The sequence below is a fragment of the Streptomyces camelliae genome, from assembly GCF_027625935.1.
Lineage (GTDB): Bacteria > Actinomycetota > Actinomycetes > Streptomycetales > Streptomycetaceae > Streptomyces > Streptomyces camelliae.
Genome location: NZ_CP115301.1, coordinates 228,430 through 246,017 on the forward strand (window position 1 = coordinate 228,430; position 17,588 = coordinate 246,017).

Here is a 17,588-nt window from a genome sequence, read left to right on the forward strand (position 1 = left end):
AGCGTTTTCCCTGTCAGAAACGACGAACGAACACACCGGAGAGCATGATGCAGAAGTTCGCCACCCCCGCCCCGATCACCGTCGTCCTGGACATCCCCGCCGGACGCGTCCAGCTCTTCGCCGCCGACCGTGCCGACACCAGCGTCGAGGTCCTGCCCGCCAACCCCGCGAAGAGCCGCGACGTGAAGGCTGCCGAGCAGACCACCGTCGCCTACGCCGACGGCGTCCTGCGGATCGGCACCGCCGAGCCCAAGAACCAGCTCTTCGGCCCTTCCGGATCCCTGGAGGTCAGCGTCAAGCTGCCGGCCGGCTCCCGCGTCGAGGCCAGGACCGCCGCCTGTGAGCTCCGCGGTGTCGGCCGCCTGGGCGACGTCGAATTCGACGGCGCGTACCGCCAGATCAAGCTGGACGAGACCGCGAGTCTGCGCCTGACCGCGACCGACGGCGACGTCGAGGTCGGCCGGCTGGGCGGCCCCGCGCAGATCAGCACCGCACGGGGCGACATCCGCATCGCCGAGGCCGTACGCGGCACGGTCGTCCTGCGCACCCAGTCCGGCGACATCACGGTCGGCGCCGCCGCCGGCGTCTCCGCCGCCCTGGACGCCGGCACCTCCTACGGCCGCATCAGCAACGCCCTGAAGAACGACGGCACCGCCGAGCTCGACATCCGCGCCACCACCTCCCACGGCGACATCACCGCCCGCAGCCTGTGAAGAGGCCGAACCCAGGCCGGGGTGGCGGCTCGGACAGGACGTCGGACCCGTCCGAGCCGCTCAGCGGCGCGAGATCCGGCAGCAGGTCCTGACATCGGTCGCCGCATGGCTTTCGGGGGCGCACTGCCGGTCAAGTCGGCGGCCTTGGCGGCGCACAGCAGCACCGAGCCGGGTGGCAGGTCAGGGGCTGCCTACGTGTGGTCACGGAGGAAGGCCGGGATGTCGGCCCGGGTCGGGTAGTTGCGCAGCGGTGCGGGCTTGTCCTGGAGGAACGCGGTGATGACGGCTGCCGCTCGTCGGTCGTTGTCACCCAGGCCGTTCCACATGTGGTGGCCGACGCCGGGCATGTACTGGGTGCGCCGGACGGCGGGATCGTCGGCGAGGACCGTCGTCTCCCACTGCCGGACCTGGGAGGAGCACTCGGCGATCATCAGCATGGCGGGTGTCCGGGAGCGCCTCAGCCGTGGGGCGATGGAGGGGGAGTCCTTGACCGTCTGCTGGATGCGGAGGCTGGCGGCGGCGCTGAAGGAGAAGTTCCGCACGGTGTCCTCGACCGGGATGCGGTGCGCGTCTCGCGCGCAGTAACCGGCCGCGGTGTCGCCGCCGAGATCGGCGGCGGTGAAGGCGTTGTCGCCCTCGGCCTGCCCCACCAGCCCGTTGTCCGGGCTGAGCAGTCCGAGCCGCATGAGGCCGAACGCGACGGCGTACCGCGGCTGGTGTGTGGAGCGCGGCCCGGTCATGGGCGGTGCGATGCCGCGCGCCGACGGCCGGCCCTTGCGCCCCGCGATGCGCGTGGTGGGGCCGTCCATCGGACCGGGCTCGGCGATGACCGCCCGGTGCAGACGGACGGCGACGGCCGGGTCGGCCAGCGCGCGGGTGAGCACGACCGCGCCCGCGGAGAACCCCAGCACGTCGGCACGGCCCTTGCCGAGCCTGTCGACGAAAGCGCCGAGGTCACGGACCGACCGGGTGATCGAGTACTGGCCCATGGGCAGCAGGTCGCTGCGCCCGCCGCCGGCCTGCTCGTAGGTGTACACGTCGTAGCCCTCACCCGCGAGCCGCTGCAGGAAGTGGTGGTCGAGCACCGAGATGCCGCGCACCGGCCCGCCGTTGAGGTAGACGAGGGGAACGCGGTGCCGGGGGCCGTTGCCGGTGGGCGGGTAGTGGTAGACGGCGACCCGGCTGCCGGTGGACAGGCTCCAGTGCCCGGTGGTCACGAACGGCAGGGCGGGCGGATAGTGACGGGTCGTGGGAACGGTCGGGATGCACACCGACAGCGTCAGGACCGCGGCCACGAGCACCGGCACAAACGGCACCAGCCGTCCCCACCGGCTGCGGCGGCGGCCCCGCCACAGCGCCGCGACGACCGCGCCTGTGACAGTCGCGGACCATGCGGCGAACCCTGATCCCGCACCGTCGGTGGCGACGATCAGTGCCAGGAAGACGGCAACCAGCCCCACCACTGCGGCGGTGGCGGCCAGCACACGGCCGGCGAGGCGGAAAGGACGTATGACGGACGGTGGCACGGCAATCTCCCCCAGAGTTTCAAAACACCGTTTCGAAACGATGTTATCAGTGCCGCTAGACTGCTCCGCATGGGAAGGCCGAGAACGAACGACGCCGCCGTCGGAGAACGTCTCGTGGCATGCGCGACCGAGATGTTCGCCACCCGTCCCCAGGAGTCGGTCACAGTCCGCGCGCTGGCCACCGCCGCCGGAACGTCGACAGCGGCGGTGTACACCCTGTTCCAGGGCAAGGACGGACTGATCCGCGAGGTGCGCGACCGGGCAGTCGCCGGCCTGTTCCAGAACCTGACAGCGGTTCCCGCCTCCGAGGCCGCCCTCGAAGACCTGTACGCGCTGGCCGCCGCGTATCGGCGGTGGGGACGCGAACACCACCACCTGTACACGGTGCTGTTCGGCGGCGCGCAGTCCTTCGACCCCTCAGGCACGGTCGGCGACCACGACCCCGTACGACCGCTCCTCTCGGCGATCGACCGCGCCGTGGCGGACCACACCCTCGCGGGCGACACCACCCTGATCGCCGTCTCGCTGTGGGTCGCCCTGCACGGCCTCGTGACCCTCGAACTCGCCGGCACCCTGGACGACACCACAGCCGAGACCGCATTCCGGTCGACGATCCACGCCGTACTGCGCGGCTGGGCAACCCCCACCGCGTTCCCGGACCTCCGACGCACCACCTGAGGGCCGGGGCCGTGGCACAAGCGCTCGGGAGCGACACCCGTAGGCGTCCTGCGCGGCCTGCCTCATGTCTTGTCTCACCCGTTCGGGGGTGGGGAATCGCCGGGAGGGGTGCGGGTGGTGTGGGTGTGGGGAGATGTGCCCGCCGGGGGCGTTCGGGGCGGATATCCCCAGGTGGGTCGGCCGGCGGGAGCAAGGACGCCGGCCCGGGCGCCAGGGGTGTGACCTCTGGTGTCCGGGCCGGCGGTGCGCGCATGGCGCGTGGGTTGTCAGACAATGGGAAGGGAGCCCCCGGCCCGATTCCGGCGGGCCGGGGCCCCGTATCGTGCTGTGGGCTTCGGGTCAGTCCCAGCCGCCCTCGCCGCCCCAGCCGCCCTCGCCGCGCTCACCACGTTCGCCGCGTTCGTCGCAGACGACGCGGAAGCTGGCGACGACGCCTTCCTTGACGTGGACGGCCTTGGTGTGGAGGTCGTCGACGCCGAAGCTGGAGCTGTGGGGGCCGACGGTGGCGATGGGGGCGCCGTTGTCGCAGACCGCGCCGCGGAAGACCTCCACCCGCTTGTGGCTTTCGTTGCGGATGTTCAGGGTCTTGGCGCCCAGGCCGCTGACGACGGTGATGCAGTCACCGGGGTGGGCGGAGTAGGACCGCTCGTTGACCTCGATCCGGCCCTCCTCGTGGCGCCTGCCTTCCTCGCGCCGGCCTTCGTTGCCCTTGCCTTCGTTGCCCTTGCCCTGCCCTTCGTTGTTGTTGCCGTTGTTGTTGTTCTTGCCCTGTCCGGGGTCGTTGCTGAGGGGGGCTGCCGGGGCGGCGGCCGGGGCGGCCTGGGGTGCCTGGGCGGGGGCCGCCGAGGCGTAGGTGATGCCGGTCACGGCGAGCGCCGCGGCGGCCGAGACACCTGCGGTCACCATGGTGGAACGAGCGAGCTTCATGTCGCTTCTCCTGTCTGGATATCTCGGAGATGTCGGCTCGTCAGCCGACTGCGACCAAACCTACTCACAGCTGTCATATCAGTCATATCGGAAGATGAGCGGCAGAGAGCCGATCGGGGTATATACGGCCCCGCCTCCCCTTCGACCAGGACATGAAGTGGCCAAGAAAAAAGGCCTATTGAATGTCTGTTAGTCCTTCCGGATGATCTACTGACGCCCCTTCACCCCTTGCCGACCGTGTGTCGCTGCGAAATCCATGAACTGATCCGTGTTAAAGGATCGGCTGTGCCAAAGGCGTGAGTGATGCGCATCATGACCCCGGGCACGCACGCCGAGGACTACACGCAAGTGAAGCCGGTGCGGCGGATGACGACCACCGTGGCGGAGAAGTCGGCCATGCCCTCAAGAATCCCCGCAAGGCGCGGGTGCGGTTGACGATGTTGGCCGGGTCGTCGCCGTTGATGGGGTCGGTGGCGCCCGCGAAGGCCACGGTCACGTTCCAGTCGGCGTTGGTCGCGGGGGAGGTCAGAGCGTACTTCGTGAAGGCCGCCAGCAGGTTCCGCTTGAGGCGTTCGTCCCGGCCGCGGAAGTGACGTGCTGTGCGGCGGAGTTGGCCAGGGCTTCGAACATCCAGTAGTCCCGCTGCGGCTCTCCCGGCACCGCCGCGCTCGCCGGATCGGTGTCGGCCTCGAAGGGTGTGTAGCCGGCGATGGCCATGCACAGTTCGCTCGTACCCGCCTCGATCCCGCCGCCGTGCGGCGCGATCACCGCCGTACTGCCGACGGGGCTGCTCGTGCCGCGGGCATTGATCTTGCGCCGGAACTCGGGCGGGTAACTGCGGGGCACAGAAGCCTCCTTGAGTGACTGGAGCATCATCCGTCCAGCAAGATGACTCCACCAGACCCGGGGCACATCACACGTAGCCAGGGAAAGGCTGGACGCCCATCAGGACCGCGCCGGCGCCGTCGTACATGCCCTCCTGGAGGAAGGCATGCTGCGGAACGACCGATGCGTCGCGCAGGTAGCGCTCCAGGAGGCTGCCGGTGGCGATGGCCGTGGTGCCGCCGAGCCGGTAGGCGATCTGCACGACCTCGAAGGAGGTCTTGGCGAGGTGCGCGGAGGCCAGCCGCAACAGGCTGGCCTGCTCGGCAGTCGCATGGTCTCCCGCCTCGACGGTCGCCCAGACCTCCTCGGTGATCTCGTAGAAGAAGGCGCGCGCAGACCGGAGTTGGGCCTCACCCTGCCCGACCGCGATGCGGTAGGTGGCGCGTTCGGCCGGCTTCGGTGCACCGGTGTAGCCGGAGCGGCCGCCTTCGGCGATGACATGGTCGAGTGCGGCGCGGGCCACTCCCAGGCCCACGACGGCCAGGACCTGGGCGGCGTAGGGGACGGTCGGATAGCGATAGAGCGGTTCGTCCACGGTGGGCGCGCCACCGCGGACGAACGTCCACTCCCGGGGCACCACGGCCCCGTCGACCACCAGGTCGTGGCTGCCGGTTCCGCGCAACCCGATGACGTCCCAGTTGTCGGCGATCTGCACCTGCTCGGGCCGCAGTACGGCGGTCAGGGGGCGGCCGGCCCGGTCGTCGCCGACCTTGATGCCCACGCCGAGGACGTCCGCGCTCGTACAGCCGCTCGCGAACCTCCAGCGGCCCGACACCCGGTAGCCGCCCTCGACGCGCTGAGCGGGCTGTATCGGGAAAAGGCCGCCGGCGAAGACCACGTCAGGCCCCTCCCCGTACAGCACGGCCTGCGATTCCAGAGGAAGCCCGGCCAGGTAGACGGTGGACGAGCCAAAGCTCGCGACCCATCCGGCCGAACCGTCGACCACCGATATCCGCTCGACGAGGCGCAGGAATTGGGCGGGCGGCAGGGCGTCTCCACCGAAACGCCGTGGAACACCTGCTCGGTAGATTCCCGCGCGCTTGAACTCGCCGATCACCTCCGGCGGGACATGCCGTTTCTCCTCGAATTCAGCTCGTCGTTCGGCCACCACTGCCAGCACTCGATCGAACTGCGTCATAAGGGAATCTCCTTGCACCGCCGGATCGGGAGTCGGCCGGAGGGGCCTCCCCTGACCGCACCGCACCATCACCACCCCACAGGACACCGTGAGTTGAAGTTCAGCAGACGCGGACTTATGCGTCGAGTGCACATCTTCGGCCGACATCGGCATCAAGACGTGCCCCCGAAAAAACTTTCCAACTTTTCGCCAGTTCGTCGAGGCCGGACCTGCGAAACAGGTCCGGCCTCGATCGGTGTGCGCCTCCTGGCCAACCGTGGACGAGCCGGCCCGACGGAGATCGAGTACGTGATCCCGTAGTGCCCCCGCCGGCGGCCGACCGTAACTTCGTGTGTGCCGGAAGCGGCGGTCCGCCCCACGAGAAACGGGCCGCTCCCCCCGGTGCACCTCCCATCGGAGACCGGACGGAAGGGTAAATCCATGTCGACCACCGTCGTGACGGGCGTGGCGTGCCTGGTGTGTGACAGCCCCCTGGACATCGAGAGCGGCTCGGAGAAGGGCGAGATCGTCGAGTGCGGCACGTGCGGCCAGGAGCATGAGCTGACCGACACTTCGGAGAACGGCTACGAGGTCTCGCTCGCTCCCGAGGTCGAGGAGGACTGGGGCGAATGACCACCGCAGCCACCGATGTCCTGCTGTCGGTGACCGTGCTGCGCCCCGACGAGCGTCGGCTCCTGGACGCGCTGCGCTCCCAGGGGCTGACCGCCCGTCCGGTCCTTCAGCCGGACCTCGCGGAGGTGCTGGCGGCCGGGGGCGAGCGGCCGCGGCTGGCCGTCCTGCGGAACCTGTCGCACCGTGAGGCCATCGGCACCGCCCGTCGGCTGGAGCAGGCCGGGGTCGCCACGCTGAACAGTCCGTCCGCCGTCGAGGTCTGCAACGACAAGGGCCTTCAGGCACTTCTGTTCGCCCGGCTCGGCATCCTGCACCCGGCGACCCGGCACGCGTTCACCTACGAGCAAGTACACGACATCGCGACCGAGTTCGGCTGGCCCGTGGTGGTCAAGCCGGTGTCGGGTTCCTGGGGACGCGGCGTGACCCGCCTCTCCCACGAGGAGGAACTGGAGGCCTGGACCGGCGGACGGGAGTCCGTGGACGCGGCGGGGAAGCTCTTCCCCGTCCTGGTGCAGCAGTACGTGGAGAAGCCCGGCCACGACCTGCGGATCGTGGTCGTCGGGACGGAACCCGTCGTCGCGATCAGCCGGAACTCCGACAACTGGCGTACCAACACCCACCTCGGCGCGCAGGTCGAGCGCGTCGAGGTCAGTGACGACATGCGCCGGCTGTGCGCGCAGGCCGTCGCCGCGCTCGGCCCCGGCTTCTACGGCGTCGACATGATGCAGGACCGGCACACCGGCGAGATGACGGTCCTGGAGATCAACGCCAACCCCGAGTTCGCCCGTTCGTCGGAGACCCACGGCGTGGACGTGGCAGGCCTCTACGCACGCCACGTGGCCGGGTTGCTGGAATCGGAGCGCCCGGTACTCGCCGTCTGACCGGCACCTGCCGCACCCGGGCCGTGCCCCGGCATCCCCTGTGGACCGCCCTGCGCCGCAAGGTGTCCGAGGGCTGCCCGGACGGGCCGGCCCGCAGAACAAGGAGACCGCTCATGGAACAGTACGACACCGCGCTCGTCCTCTCCCGGGTACTGACCTCCGGCATCGTGATGAGCATCGAGAAGAACGACAAGGAACTGCCCGCGCTGGAACGGCTCCTGACGAAACGCAGCGGCCGTCTCCGAGCGGTCCTGGTCAACAGCAGGAGTGCCGCCGTGCACGCCGCCCTGGTCGGCCAGGGCATAGGCCACGGCGACCGGGCCGTGCTGCCCGTAGGCCTCGACGACCGGACCCGGGCGTTCGTCGACTGGCTCGGTGTGGAAGAAGCCCAGGGCACCGACGACGCGGCCCCGCCCGCCTTCGACCTGCTGACGCTCACCCCGGACAACGCCGACACCTTCGCCCAGCAGGCCGCCGGCTCCACCGCGCCCGCCCTGGCCGTGGACCTCACCGGCCTCGGCTTCGGGCCCGCCGGAGCGGTGCTCACCGACGACGAGCGGATCTGGACGCGTGCCGAGCGTCTGAAGATCTTCGGCGCCTTCGACCTGCGGACCATGTGGACGCAGCAGGAGGCGGAGCCCGGGACGGCACCGGGCGTGCAGTTCAACTACCGGCTCAGCCCCCTGGTCGCCGCCTGTGCCCGGATGGCACTCGCGCAGGCCGGCTCCTCCCGTACCCCCGTGACGACCACCCCCGTGACGACCGGAGGCACCTCCCGATGATCACCGACTTTCCCAGCGCACCACTGGCCCTGCCCGATCCGGCCGAGGTCACGGCCGAACTGGCCGGGTTCGGCGGCGCGGCGATGATCCCCAAAGAGGCGCGGCGCACCATCTTCCCGGTGATCACCAAGGAGGATGTCTTCACCATGCTGCTGGCGCAGCGGTCCGACCCGGACAAGGTCGTGGCCGACTTCGCCGAGGAGTACCGGTCCTACGTCGGCGCGCACAGTGCCCTGCCGACCGCCAGCGGCACATCGAGTCTCCACCTGGCGCTGATCGGCGCCGGTGTGCGGCCCGGTGACGAGGTCATCGTCCCTGCGTTCACCTTCATCGCCACCGCGCAGGCCGTGGTCGCCGCCAAGGCGGTGCCGGTCTTCGTGGACGTCGACCCGCTGACGTACTGCATGTCGGCCGAGGCGGCCGAGGCCGCCGTCACCGAGCGGACCCGGGTGCTCATGCCGGTGCATGTGCACGGGCTGCCGGCCGATGTCACCGCGCTGCGCGGGGTCTGCGACCGGCACGGGCTGGCGCTGGTGGAGGACGCGTCGCACGCACACTCCGCGAAGATCGGCGACCAGGTGGCCGGCTCCTTCGGGGACGCGGCCGGGCAGAGCCTGATGGCGGACAAGAACTTCCCGCTCGGCGGCGAGGGCGGCATCGCCTTCTTCGGGAGCGGCGAGGCGTACCAGCGGGCCGTGGACTTCCTGGACCGCAACGGCATCGACTACGGGATGTCCTGGGTGGCCGCCGCGTTCGGGGCCGCGCAGCTCAAGCGGCTGCCGTACTACGACGCGATCCGGGCCAGGAACGCCACGCTGCTGGCCGACGCGCTGCGGGAGACCGGTCTGTTCACCCCGCCGCACGTCCCCGAGGGCCACACCCACGCGTACAACATGTACCGGATCGGCCTGGTGCCGGAGGCCGTCGGCCTCGCAGACCTGCCTGTCTGGGCGGTCAAGGAGGCGGTGCACGAGCTGCTCACCGCCGAGGGTGTGCCGGCCCGCGAGTGGCAGAACACCCCGATCCCCTGCCATCTGCCGTTCCAGCAGCGGACCGGCTTCGGCAACGGCTACCCCTTCACCCTCAACCCGGGGGCGGTCCGGGACCACCGGCCCACCGACTTCCCGAACGTCGTCGCCATGCTGGAGAGCACCGTCGTGCTCTGCCGCGAACTGCGCTCCCCCGTGGAGTACGAGCGGGCCACCCGCTACGCGGACGCCTTCCGCAAGGTCGCCGCCCGCCCCGACGCCATCCGCAAGCTGGTCGCCGAACGCGAGTACGTGCGGCCCTACGAGAAGGCGGCACGCCTTGGCTGACAACGGCCGCTTACGCGTGGCGGTGCTCGGTGCCAGCGGTTACACCGGCGCCGAACTGATCCGGCTGCTGCTGGGGCACCCGCACGCCGAACTCGTCCATCTCTCGTCCGAGCGGCACAGCGGGCAGCCGATCACCTCGGTGCTGCCCGGCATCCGCAACCACCCCGGCGCGGCGGGGCTGCGGTTCGCCCCGCTGGAGGCCTGCGAAGAAGTCGACGTGGCCTTCGGGTGCCTGCCCACCGGCGCGCTGCCCCCGCAGATGCCCAAGCTCTCCGAGCGGGCGGGCCGGGTGATCAACCTCGCCGGGGACTTCCGGCTCACCGACCCCGGCCAGGCCGCCCTGCACTACCCGCAGTCCGCCGAGTGGACCGAGGCCTTCGAGTACTTCGTACCCGAGTTCTCGCCGCCGCCCGGTGACGCCCGGTTCCTCAACCTGCCCGGCTGCATGGCCGTGGCCACGCTCTACGCGCTGCAGCCCCTGTTCGCCGCCGACCTCGCGGCCGGGGACGTGGTCGTGGAGGCCAAGACCGGCGCCAGCGGCAGCGGCAACAAGTCGACCGAGCACCCCGCCGAGCGGTTCGGCAACTTCCGGGTGCACAAGCCGTACGGCCACCGGCACGCCCCGGAGATCTCACAGGCGTTGCAGACCTTCTCCGGCCGCACGCCCCGGCTGCGGTTCTCCACCTTCAGCCTGGACGTGTCGCGCGGCATCCTGGTCTCGGCGTACGGCCTGCTGCGCCCGGACGCCACCCGGCTGGACATCAAACGCGCGTACGGCACCGCCTACGCCCACGCCCCCTTCGTCACGGCGCGCTCCCAGCTGAAGACGCCGACGGACTTCCCGATGCTCAAGAGCGTCATCGGTTCCAACATGGCGGAGGTCGCGGTGGCGGTGCGCGGCGACCAGTACGTGGCGGTCACCGCGATCGACAACCTGATCAAGGGGGCGGCCGGCCAGGCGGTGCAGGCCTTCAACCTCGTCCACGGATTCGAGCAGTCCACGGCCCTTCCCTTCACGGCGGTGACCCCATGAGCGAACGGCCGCTTTACGTGATCAAGGTCGGGAGCAGCACCCTGCTGCACCCGGAGATCTTCGCCGAGATCGCCGCCGTGCGCGGCCGGGGCGCCCGCGTCCTGGTCGTCGCCGGCGGAGCGGAGGGCATCGAACGCCACTACGGCTCCATCGGCCGGACGATGCCCTCCCTCACCCTGCGCAACGGCGACACCGTGCGCTACTGCCCGCCCGAGGAGATGCCGCACATCGCGGACGCCTACCGCCGGGTGACCCTGCCCGTGGTGGAGGCGGGACTCGCCGCGCACGGCCTGACCGTCCTCACCCATGTCGCCGCCTACGCAGGCCTGGTCACCGGCATCGTCAACAAGCCGCTGCGGGTGACCGAGAACGGCCGCTCCAAGGTGGTCAGGGACCACCGGGCCGGCACGGTGACGGCGGTCGACACCGAGCGGCTGCGCGTTCTGCTCGACGCGTACGACGTGGTGTGCCTCTCCCCGCCGGTACGGGACGCGGACGGCGGCAGCGACCTCAACGTGGACGCCGACGTGCTGGCCGCCACGCTGGCGAACGCGCTGGGCGCCGACCATCTGCGGCTGGTCACCGGGAGCGCCGGGATCCTCACCGATCCCGCCGACCCGGCCTCCACGCTGCGCGATGCGTTCCCCGGCACGGCGGGGGTGTACGCGGGCGGCCGGATGAAGCAGAAGGTGCGGGCCGCCGAGCTGGGGCTGCTCGGGACGGCGGATGTCGCGGTGACCGGGCCGCACACCATGTCCGACCCCGAGGGCTGGACCCGCTTCTGGGCCGCCGAGCCCTCGGCGGACCTCGCGCTGCTCAGCCGGGCGGTGCAGATCCCGTCCGTCTCGTACGACGAGCACGAGGTGGTGCGGTACCTGGTGCAGTGGTGCCGGGAGCGGGGCATCGAGGCACGCGTCGACGAGGCAGGCAACCTGGTGGCCGAGCGCGGGGAGGGGCCGCGCACGCTGCTGCTCCTCGGGCATGCGGACACGGTGCCGTTCAACTGGCCGGTGCGGTGGGAGTCCACCGGCGGGCACAGCGGGGCCCATGCCACCGACGCCGACGCCGACGCCGACGCCGACGCCGACCAGGACCCCGTCCTGCACGGACGCGGCAGCGTGGACGCCAAGGCGTCGCTGATCGCCTTCCTCGAAGTCCTGGCGGACACCGGCACACCGGTCCCCGACGGCTGGCGGCTGCGCGTCGTCGGCGCGGTGGAGGAGGAGGTCTCCTCGTCCAAGGGCGCCTTCCACGCCCGCGACCACTACCCCGCCGACGCCGTCGTGGTGGGTGAGCCCAGCGGCTCCGGAGCGCTGACCCTCGGCTACTTCGGCCTCTTCAAGCTGCGGGTGACCGTGACCGTGCGCAGCGGCCACTCGGCCGGCTTCGAGGCCCTGTCCGCCCCCGACCACCTGACCGACTCACTGGAACGGATCCGCCGGGCGGTGCTCAAGGAGGCGGACGACGCGCTGAGCGCGGTCATCGACCTGTCCTGCTCGGCCACCACCGAGAGCCAGACGGCGACCGCGATCCTCAACTTCCGGGTGCCACCGATGGCCGACCTGGACGCGCTCCGTACGGCGGCTGCCAACGCGGTCGGCGACGACGTGACGATCACCTTCCTGCGGGCCACCCCCGGCTGTGCCGGCGGCCGTTCGACCTCCTTGGCCAAGGCGTTCGGCCGGGCGCTGAACCGCAGGGACATCCGTCCCCGATACCTGCTGAAGAAGGGCACCTCCGACATGAACACGCTGGCCACGACCTGGCAGGGCGTCCCCATGGTCGCCTACGGGCCGGGTGACTCGGCGCTGGACCACACCGCCGAGGAGCACATCGGCGCTGCCGAGTACCGCCGGGGCCGCGCCGTACTGCGGGACGCGGTCGCCGTGTTCTTCGAACTGGCCGGCGCGGGCGACCGGGCCCGGCGGCAGGCGCAGGAGGTCACCCGATGACCACCAGCACGCAGGCCGGCCGGCCCGGCCTCGTCCTGGCCCCCTTCCCCGCCACCACCCCTCCCGCCATCGCCGCCTTCTCCCCGCTGCGCGAACGTGCCCTCGCCGCACGCCGCATGGTGATCGACATGGCGGCCACCCCGACAGGCTGCCACCTCGGCGGCAGCCTGTCGGCGATGGACATCCTGATCGCCGCGCTGGACCGGACCGCCACCGACGCCGACAGCGAGGTCGTCCTCAGCAAGGGCCACGCCGCGGCCGGCCTGTACGCGGCGATGTACGTCACCGGCATCCTCGGCGAGCACCCGGTGCCGCACTACGGCGCCCCGACCCACCACTTCACCGGCCATCCGGGACCGTCCGTGGAGGGGGTCCGCTTCCCGACCGGGAGCCTGGGCCACGGCGCTCCGTACGCGCTCGGCTGGGCGCTGAGCCGCCGGCTGGCCGGCACCCCCGGGCTCGGCATCGCGGTCCTCGGCGACGGCGAACTCCAGGAAGGGCTGGTCTGGGAGACCTGCCAGGTCGCGGCGGCCCAGCGGGTCGGCAACCTGATCGTCGTGGTGGACCGCAACGGCGGCCAGAACGACGGCCTCGTCGCGGACATCTCCCCCGAACCGCGACTGGCCGAGCGATTCGACGCGTTCGGCTTCGAGGTCCGCCAGGTGGACGGCCACGACGTGGACGCGCTGCGGGACCTCTTCGAGCCGGACCGGTCGGACCGCGACCGGCCCCTCGCGATCATCGCCGACACCGTCAAGGGCAAGGGACTGCGCCCGGTGGAGGGCAAAGCCGCCTCCCACTACGTGAGCATCGACGCCCGCCGGGCCGCCGCCTGGAAGGAGATCGTGCGATGACCCTGCCCGGACGTACCGCCTACCGCGACGAACTGACCCGCATCGCCGCCGACAACCCCCGGATCCTGTGCCTGGAGGCGGACCTCGGCGGACGCGGCCACCCCTTCGCCACGGCGTACCCCGACCGCTTCTTCAACGTCGGCATCGCCGAGGGCACGATGATCGACATGGCCGCCGGCCTGGCCGAGGGCGGCTACCAGCCCTTCGTCTCGACCTTCGCGCCGTTCGCCGCGCTGCGCGCCGCCGAGAGCCTCAAGCTCGCCCTGGGCTACCTGGGTGCGGGGGTCACGGTGGTCGCCCCGTACGCGGGAGTGTCCGGCGGCTGGTTCGGCACCACGCACCACTGCCTGGAGGACTTCGCCGTACTGCGCGCGATCCCCGGCGTCACGGTGGCCGCGCCCTACGGGGAGGAGGAGATGCGGGCCGTCATCCGGCGGGCCGCGCGCACCGGGGAGCCGCACTACATCCGCACCGGCCGCAACGCCGCCCCGGTGAGCCTGCCCTGGGAGGGCACCGACCCGCCCGTCGTCAACTGGGACGACGCGGGTGCCGAGGCCGGCCGTACCTGCCTGGTCTCCGTCGGCGAGGTCGGCACCGACCTGTGCCTGGCCGTACGCCGGGCCCGGCCCGCCCTGCCGCACGCCCACCTGTGCTTCGTCGACCAGCCGCACCTGGAGCGGGCCGCCGCCGAACTGGCCGAGCGCTTCGACCGGTTCGTCGTCGTCGAGGAGCACCGGCCGGCCGGCGGCGTCGGCTCCGCGCTGGCCCTGCTGCTGCCCGGCCGCGAGGTGCGGTCGGTCGATGCGGGCGACCGGTGGCCGGTGCACGGCGGCAGCCACGAACAGGTACTGGACGAACTAGGCTTGAACGAGGCCGCGTTGTGGAAGGCTCTCGCTCCGTACGAAGCCCCGCCGGGGACCCCCCCGGCAGCTGAGGGGGGAAAGGCATGAGCACCCACCGGATCGGGCTGGGGCAGGGCACCGCGATCTATGTAGGGGCCATCCTGGGCGCCGGCATCCTCGCGCTGCCCGCCCTGGCCGCCCAGGTGGCCGGTCCCGCCTCACTGCTGGCCTGGCTGGCCCTGCTGCTGTTCTGCGTACCGGTCGCCACCAGCTTCGCCGCACTCGGCGCGCGCTATCCGGACAGCGGTGGCGTGGCCACCTTCGTCGCCAAGGCCTTCGGACCGCGCGCCTCCGGAGCGGTCGGCTACTGGTTCTACTTCGCGCTGCCCGCCGGCGCGCCGGCCACCGCCTACGTCGGCGGCCAGTACGTGGCACACACCCTGGGCGGCGGGGAGAGCATGGCCCTGTCCGTGGCTGCGGTGCTGCTGCTGGCCGCGTTCATCAGCAACACGTTCGGACTGCGGATCTCCGGCCGCCTCCAGCTCATCCTGGTCGGGGTGCTGGCGGTGCTGCTGCTGATCGCGGTGCTCACCGCCCTGCCGCACTCCGACACCGCCAACCTGACCCCGTTCGCACCGCACGGCTGGGGGGCCGTCGGACAGGCCGCCAGCCTGCTGTTCTTCACCTTCGCGGGCTGGGAGGCGGTCACCCACCTGTCCGGCGAGTTCCGTGACCCCGCCCGGGACCTGCGTCGGGTGACCATGACGACCCTCGCGGTGATCGCCGTGCTGTACCTGGGCCTCGCGATGACCTGCGTCCTGGTGCTCGGCCCCGATCTCGCCCGCACCGACGCGCCGTTGACGCTGCTGCTCCAGCGCGGCACCGGCCCGGCCGCCTCCGGGGTCACCGCCGTCATGGCCATGTTGCTCACCTTCGGCACCATGAACTCCTACCTGGCCGGGGCCTCCCGGCTGGGCGCGGCCCTGGCACGGGACGGTGTACTGCCCGCACCGCTGTCCAAGGGCCACCTTCCGGGCGAGGTGCCCCGGCGCAGCCTGGCGCTGCTGTTCGTGCTCAGCGCCCTGGTGTGCGTCTTCGCGCTGGCCACCGGAACCCAGCTCGGCGATGTGATGCTGGCGGCCTCGGCCTGCTTCATCGCGGTCACCGTGGCCGGGCTGGTGGCGGGTGTACGGCTGCTGCCCCGGGGCAGCGCGGTGTGGTGGGGCGCGGTGCTGGCCGCCGTGGTGATGACCGTCGTCCTGGCGTTCTCCGGCTGGTTCCTGCTGCTTCCGCTGGTGCTGGGCGGGGTGGCGATCGGCTGGTCCACGTGGACGGCGCCGCGTCGCCGGACGGCAGCGCCTCCGGTGGAACCGGCCCTGGTGGCCCAGGAGGCCGAGGCGGCGGAGTAGCGGACGGCGCGCAGGAAGAGCACGGCAGTGGACGGAACGGCAGGGAGGAAGCCCCGGTGGATCTCGGGTTGAGGGGACGGGTCGCGATGGTGGCGGCCGGGACGAGCGGGATCGGACTGGCCATCGCCCGCCGGCTGGCGGCGGAGGGAGCGGTGGTGTCGGTGTGCGGGCGCTCCCCGGACCGGTTGCGGGAGGCGGTGGCCCTGCTGGAGAAGGAGACCGACGGCCCCGTGCACGGCGCGGCCGTGGACGTGACCGACCACGCGGCGATCGAGAGCTGGGTCGGTGAGGTGGCCGACCGGTTCGGCGGCCCGCAGGTGGTGGTCGCCAACGCGGGGAGCCCGTCGGAAGGGGGCGCCGACCGGTTCGGCGTACCGGACTACCGGACGGCGCTGGAGCTGAACCTGCTGTCCGCCGTCACCCTGAGCCGCGCGGCCCTGCCGCACATGCGGGCGGCGGGCTACGGCCGGGTACTGTTCGTGACCTCGCTGGCGGCCAAGCAGCCGATCCCGGGGCTGGCGCTGTCCAACACGGTCCGTCCGGCGGTCGTCGGCTACGCCAAGTCGCTGGTGCACGAACTCTCGGCGGCGAGGGAGGGGTCGGTCACGGTGAACGTGATCGCCCCGGGTATGACGCGTACGCCGACGCTCCGGGCCTGGGCCGAGCAACTCGACGGCGGGGAGGCGGGATTGTGTGCCGACATCCCGATCGGCCGGCTCGCGGAGCCGGAGGAGGTGGCCGCCGCCGCCGCGTTCCTGGCGTCCGCGCCGGCCGGCTCGATCACGGGGACGGTCCTGCCGGTGGACGGCGGAGCCACGCGCGGTCTGCTGTGAAAATCAGGCCGTACGACAGCGATCACGCATGGGTGACCTTGGACGAGTGAGGGCCTTCCGGGTTCGGCGGGGAGTGCGCCATCGCCACCGACCAGCACACAGGCCCTCATGCCCCACCTAGTGCACCCCTGACCGAGACCGGACGTCCGCGCCTGGCCCGCCGCGCGCTCAGGGGCGGTACGACTAAGCAGGTTGGGTGAAGTCCACTGCGGTTCGGCAGCGCCCTGAAGGGGCGCGGGGCTGTGTCGACATGCGGCTCCGCCGCGATGGGGGTACCTCCCTGCTCGAACGACGTCGAGAGCTTGGGGGAGCGACCAGCCACGACGGTGCCGCAGGCGGCTGACGGCGCATCGCGGCACTTCGAGCGGAGCGCTTAGGCCGCCGGACGGTCGTGCAGGGCGACGGCGAGCTGGGCCCGGCGGCTGATGGCGAGTTTGCGGTAGATCCGGGTGATGTGCTGTTCCACCGCACGCGAACTGACCCCGAGGCAGGCGGCCATCTGCTGGTTGGTCATGCCGTCGAGCATCATGCGGGTGATCCGGGACTCGTGGGCGCTGAGCGGCCCGTGGCCGGCGGTCGGCGCCGCATCCCGGTCCCGCAGCGCCGAGACCGTTCCCAGGCCGCCGACGAGTCCCGGACCGGGGGCGGTGACCGCGCCGGTACCCGCCCCCGCGGCGGACCGGTCCGGCAACCCGGCGGTGTCCCAGCCCAGTACGTCGTCGCCGAGCCGCCGCGTTCGGATGCCGACGACGAGGCTCTCCTGTGCATACGGGTCGCCGTTCAGGACCTGGCGCAGCGCGGCGGGATCCTTGACCTGCACGAGCAGGGTGTCGCCCGGCCCCTCGGCCCAGACTCCGATGTAGAGCAGCACCCGGTGCCGGGCCATCCGCTGCCAGTACGAGCGGTGCCGGGGCCGGGTTCGGCGCAGGTCGGCCCCGTCCCGCAGGCGCCGTTCCACCAGGTACTTCATCACTGCTCCCGTCGAGAGGACGTGCCGGGCGGGGTGCGAGCGCCCCTCCCCGTGGTGGCCCTCAGACTGCGGCGGCGGACTCCCGAACCGATCCCTTTCCGGTACCTGACGACCGAGGAGCGCCCGGGAGAGTGTCCGGGAAGTCACTGTGTAAACAACCTTCGCAGTGGTTAAGTGATGAACTCATACGTCGACATGCGGACATTGGCGGGGGATCCCGTAGACGGGCTGAAGGGG

At 71.6% G+C, this 17,588-nt stretch carries 17 protein-coding genes; 12 read left to right on the top strand and 5 right to left on the bottom strand.

All coding sequences use genetic code 11. The annotated features are described in order from the left end of the window. The first annotated feature begins 47 nt into the window (after nucleotides 1–47). Complete coding sequence (locus tag O1G22_RS44175) at nucleotides 48–713, top strand: DUF4097 family beta strand repeat-containing protein (RefSeq protein WP_270086950.1); 666 nt, start codon at nucleotides 48–50, stop codon at nucleotides 711–713. 191 nt (nucleotides 714–904) lie between these two features. On the opposite strand, the gene O1G22_RS44180 is transcribed toward O1G22_RS44175, so the two are convergent. Beyond that, on the bottom strand, nucleotides 905–2,239 hold the full coding sequence (locus O1G22_RS44180) for an alpha/beta fold hydrolase (protein ID WP_270086903.1): 1,335 nt from the start codon (nucleotides 2,237–2,239) through the stop codon (nucleotides 905–907). A 69-nt stretch (nucleotides 2,240–2,308) separates the two neighbouring features. Here O1G22_RS44180 and O1G22_RS44185 point away from each other — a divergent pair, with 69 nt between their 5' ends. Beyond that, the gene (locus O1G22_RS44185; protein WP_270086904.1) at nucleotides 2,309–2,917 is read left to right on the top strand and encodes a TetR-like C-terminal domain-containing protein; all 609 of its coding nucleotides are present in this window, start codon (nucleotides 2,309–2,311) and stop codon (nucleotides 2,915–2,917) included. Nucleotides 2,918–3,256: 339 nt separating this feature from the next. On the opposite strand, the gene O1G22_RS44190 is transcribed toward O1G22_RS44185, so the two are convergent. The 3 genes from O1G22_RS44190 to O1G22_RS44200 form a co-directional block, all read right to left on the bottom strand. Beyond that, nucleotides 3,257–3,844: a hypothetical protein gene (locus O1G22_RS44190; RefSeq protein WP_270086905.1), complete on the bottom strand. Its 588-nt coding sequence runs from the start codon at nucleotides 3,842–3,844 to the stop codon at nucleotides 3,257–3,259. A 525-nt stretch (nucleotides 3,845–4,369) separates the two neighbouring features. After that, complete coding sequence (locus O1G22_RS44195) at nucleotides 4,370–4,690, bottom strand: poly-gamma-glutamate hydrolase family protein (RefSeq protein WP_270086906.1); 321 nt, start codon at nucleotides 4,688–4,690, stop codon at nucleotides 4,370–4,372. A 67-nt stretch (nucleotides 4,691–4,757) separates the two neighbouring features. Further along, entirely contained in the window at nucleotides 4,758–5,867 is a 1,110-nt protein-coding gene (locus O1G22_RS44200) for an acyl-CoA dehydrogenase family protein (RefSeq protein ID WP_270086907.1), read from the bottom strand. 420 nt (nucleotides 5,868–6,287) lie between these two features. Between O1G22_RS44200 and O1G22_RS44205 the strand changes: the two genes are divergently transcribed. From O1G22_RS44205 to O1G22_RS44250, 10 genes are all read left to right on the top strand, one after another. Beyond that, a complete protein-coding gene (locus tag O1G22_RS44205; protein WP_270086908.1) occupies nucleotides 6,288–6,479 on the top strand; it encodes a lysine biosynthesis protein LysW in 192 nt (63 codons plus the stop codon). After that, a complete protein-coding gene (locus tag O1G22_RS44210; RefSeq protein ID WP_270086909.1) occupies nucleotides 6,476–7,360 on the top strand; it encodes an ATP-grasp domain-containing protein in 885 nt (294 codons plus the stop codon). The genes O1G22_RS44205 and O1G22_RS44210 overlap by 4 nt, the downstream gene beginning before the upstream one ends. A 113-nt stretch (nucleotides 7,361–7,473) precedes the next feature. Then, nucleotides 7,474–8,142: a DegT/DnrJ/EryC1/StrS family aminotransferase gene (locus tag O1G22_RS44215; protein ID WP_270086910.1), complete on the top strand. Its 669-nt coding sequence runs from the start codon at nucleotides 7,474–7,476 to the stop codon at nucleotides 8,140–8,142. Next, nucleotides 8,139–9,458, top strand: coding sequence for an aminotransferase class I/II-fold pyridoxal phosphate-dependent enzyme (locus tag O1G22_RS44220; RefSeq protein ID WP_270086911.1), 1,320 nt, complete (start codon nucleotides 8,139–8,141; stop codon nucleotides 9,456–9,458). Before O1G22_RS44215 ends, O1G22_RS44220 begins: the two co-directional genes overlap by 4 nt. Further along, nucleotides 9,451–10,491 (top strand): N-acetyl-gamma-glutamyl-phosphate reductase, encoded by a 1,041-nt coding sequence (argC, locus tag O1G22_RS44225; RefSeq protein WP_270086912.1) that lies wholly within the window; start codon nucleotides 9,451–9,453, stop codon nucleotides 10,489–10,491. The genes O1G22_RS44220 and argC overlap by 8 nt, the downstream gene beginning before the upstream one ends. Further along, nucleotides 10,488–12,443, top strand: coding sequence for a M20/M25/M40 family metallo-hydrolase (locus O1G22_RS44230; RefSeq protein WP_270086913.1), 1,956 nt, complete (start codon nucleotides 10,488–10,490; stop codon nucleotides 12,441–12,443). The genes argC and O1G22_RS44230 overlap by 4 nt, the downstream gene beginning before the upstream one ends. After that, on the top strand, nucleotides 12,440–13,297 hold the full coding sequence (locus O1G22_RS44235) for a 1-deoxy-D-xylulose-5-phosphate synthase N-terminal domain-containing protein (protein ID WP_270086914.1): 858 nt from the start codon (nucleotides 12,440–12,442) through the stop codon (nucleotides 13,295–13,297). The genes O1G22_RS44230 and O1G22_RS44235 overlap by 4 nt, the downstream gene beginning before the upstream one ends. Beyond that, nucleotides 13,294–14,247 carry a transketolase family protein gene (locus O1G22_RS44240; RefSeq protein ID WP_270086915.1) on the top strand — a complete coding sequence of 318 codons (954 nt, stop codon included), beginning with the start codon at nucleotides 13,294–13,296 and terminating at the stop codon, nucleotides 14,245–14,247. Before O1G22_RS44235 ends, O1G22_RS44240 begins: the two co-directional genes overlap by 4 nt. Beyond that, nucleotides 14,244–15,548: an APC family permease gene (locus tag O1G22_RS44245; protein WP_270086916.1), complete on the top strand. Its 1,305-nt coding sequence runs from the start codon at nucleotides 14,244–14,246 to the stop codon at nucleotides 15,546–15,548. The genes O1G22_RS44240 and O1G22_RS44245 overlap by 4 nt, the downstream gene beginning before the upstream one ends. Nucleotides 15,549–15,604: 56 nt before the next feature. Beyond that, nucleotides 15,605–16,381 (top strand): SDR family NAD(P)-dependent oxidoreductase, encoded by a 777-nt coding sequence (locus O1G22_RS44250; RefSeq protein ID WP_270086917.1) that lies wholly within the window; start codon nucleotides 15,605–15,607, stop codon nucleotides 16,379–16,381. A 373-nt stretch (nucleotides 16,382–16,754) separates the two neighbouring features. Here the strand turns inward: O1G22_RS44250 and O1G22_RS44255 are convergent, their stop codons facing one another. Continuing rightward, on the bottom strand, nucleotides 16,755–17,351 hold the full coding sequence (locus O1G22_RS44255; protein WP_270086918.1) for a helix-turn-helix transcriptional regulator: 597 nt from the start codon (nucleotides 17,349–17,351) through the stop codon (nucleotides 16,755–16,757). Nucleotides 17,352–17,588 lie beyond the last annotated feature (237 nt).

Bases quoted from the DNA above. Each gene is read 5' to 3' on its own strand.
- O1G22_RS44175 (WP_270086950.1), top strand. From the start codon at position 48: ATGCAGAAGTTCGCCACCCCCGCCCCGATCACCGTCGTCCTGGACATC.
- O1G22_RS44185 (WP_270086904.1), top strand. From the start codon at position 2,309: ATGGGAAGGCCGAGAACGAACGACGCCGCCGTCGGAGAACGTCTCGTG.
- O1G22_RS44190 (WP_270086905.1), bottom strand. From the start codon at position 3,844: ATGAAGCTCGCTCGTTCCACCATGGTGACCGCAGGTGTCTCGGCCGCC.
- O1G22_RS44200 (WP_270086907.1), bottom strand. From the start codon at position 5,867: ATGACGCAGTTCGATCGAGTGCTGGCAGTGGTGGCCGAACGACGAGCT.
- O1G22_RS44205 (WP_270086908.1), top strand. From the start codon at position 6,288: ATGTCGACCACCGTCGTGACGGGCGTGGCGTGCCTGGTGTGTGACAGC.
- O1G22_RS44210 (WP_270086909.1), top strand. From the start codon at position 6,476: ATGACCACCGCAGCCACCGATGTCCTGCTGTCGGTGACCGTGCTGCGC.
- O1G22_RS44215 (WP_270086910.1), top strand. From the start codon at position 7,474: ATGGAACAGTACGACACCGCGCTCGTCCTCTCCCGGGTACTGACCTCC.
- O1G22_RS44220 (WP_270086911.1), top strand. From the start codon at position 8,139: ATGATCACCGACTTTCCCAGCGCACCACTGGCCCTGCCCGATCCGGCC.
- O1G22_RS44230 (WP_270086913.1), top strand. From the start codon at position 10,488: ATGAGCGAACGGCCGCTTTACGTGATCAAGGTCGGGAGCAGCACCCTG.
- O1G22_RS44235 (WP_270086914.1), top strand. From the start codon at position 12,440: ATGACCACCAGCACGCAGGCCGGCCGGCCCGGCCTCGTCCTGGCCCCC.
- O1G22_RS44240 (WP_270086915.1), top strand. From the start codon at position 13,294: ATGACCCTGCCCGGACGTACCGCCTACCGCGACGAACTGACCCGCATC.
- O1G22_RS44245 (WP_270086916.1), top strand. From the start codon at position 14,244: ATGAGCACCCACCGGATCGGGCTGGGGCAGGGCACCGCGATCTATGTA.
- O1G22_RS44255 (WP_270086918.1), bottom strand. From the start codon at position 17,351: ATGAAGTACCTGGTGGAACGGCGCCTGCGGGACGGGGCCGACCTGCGC.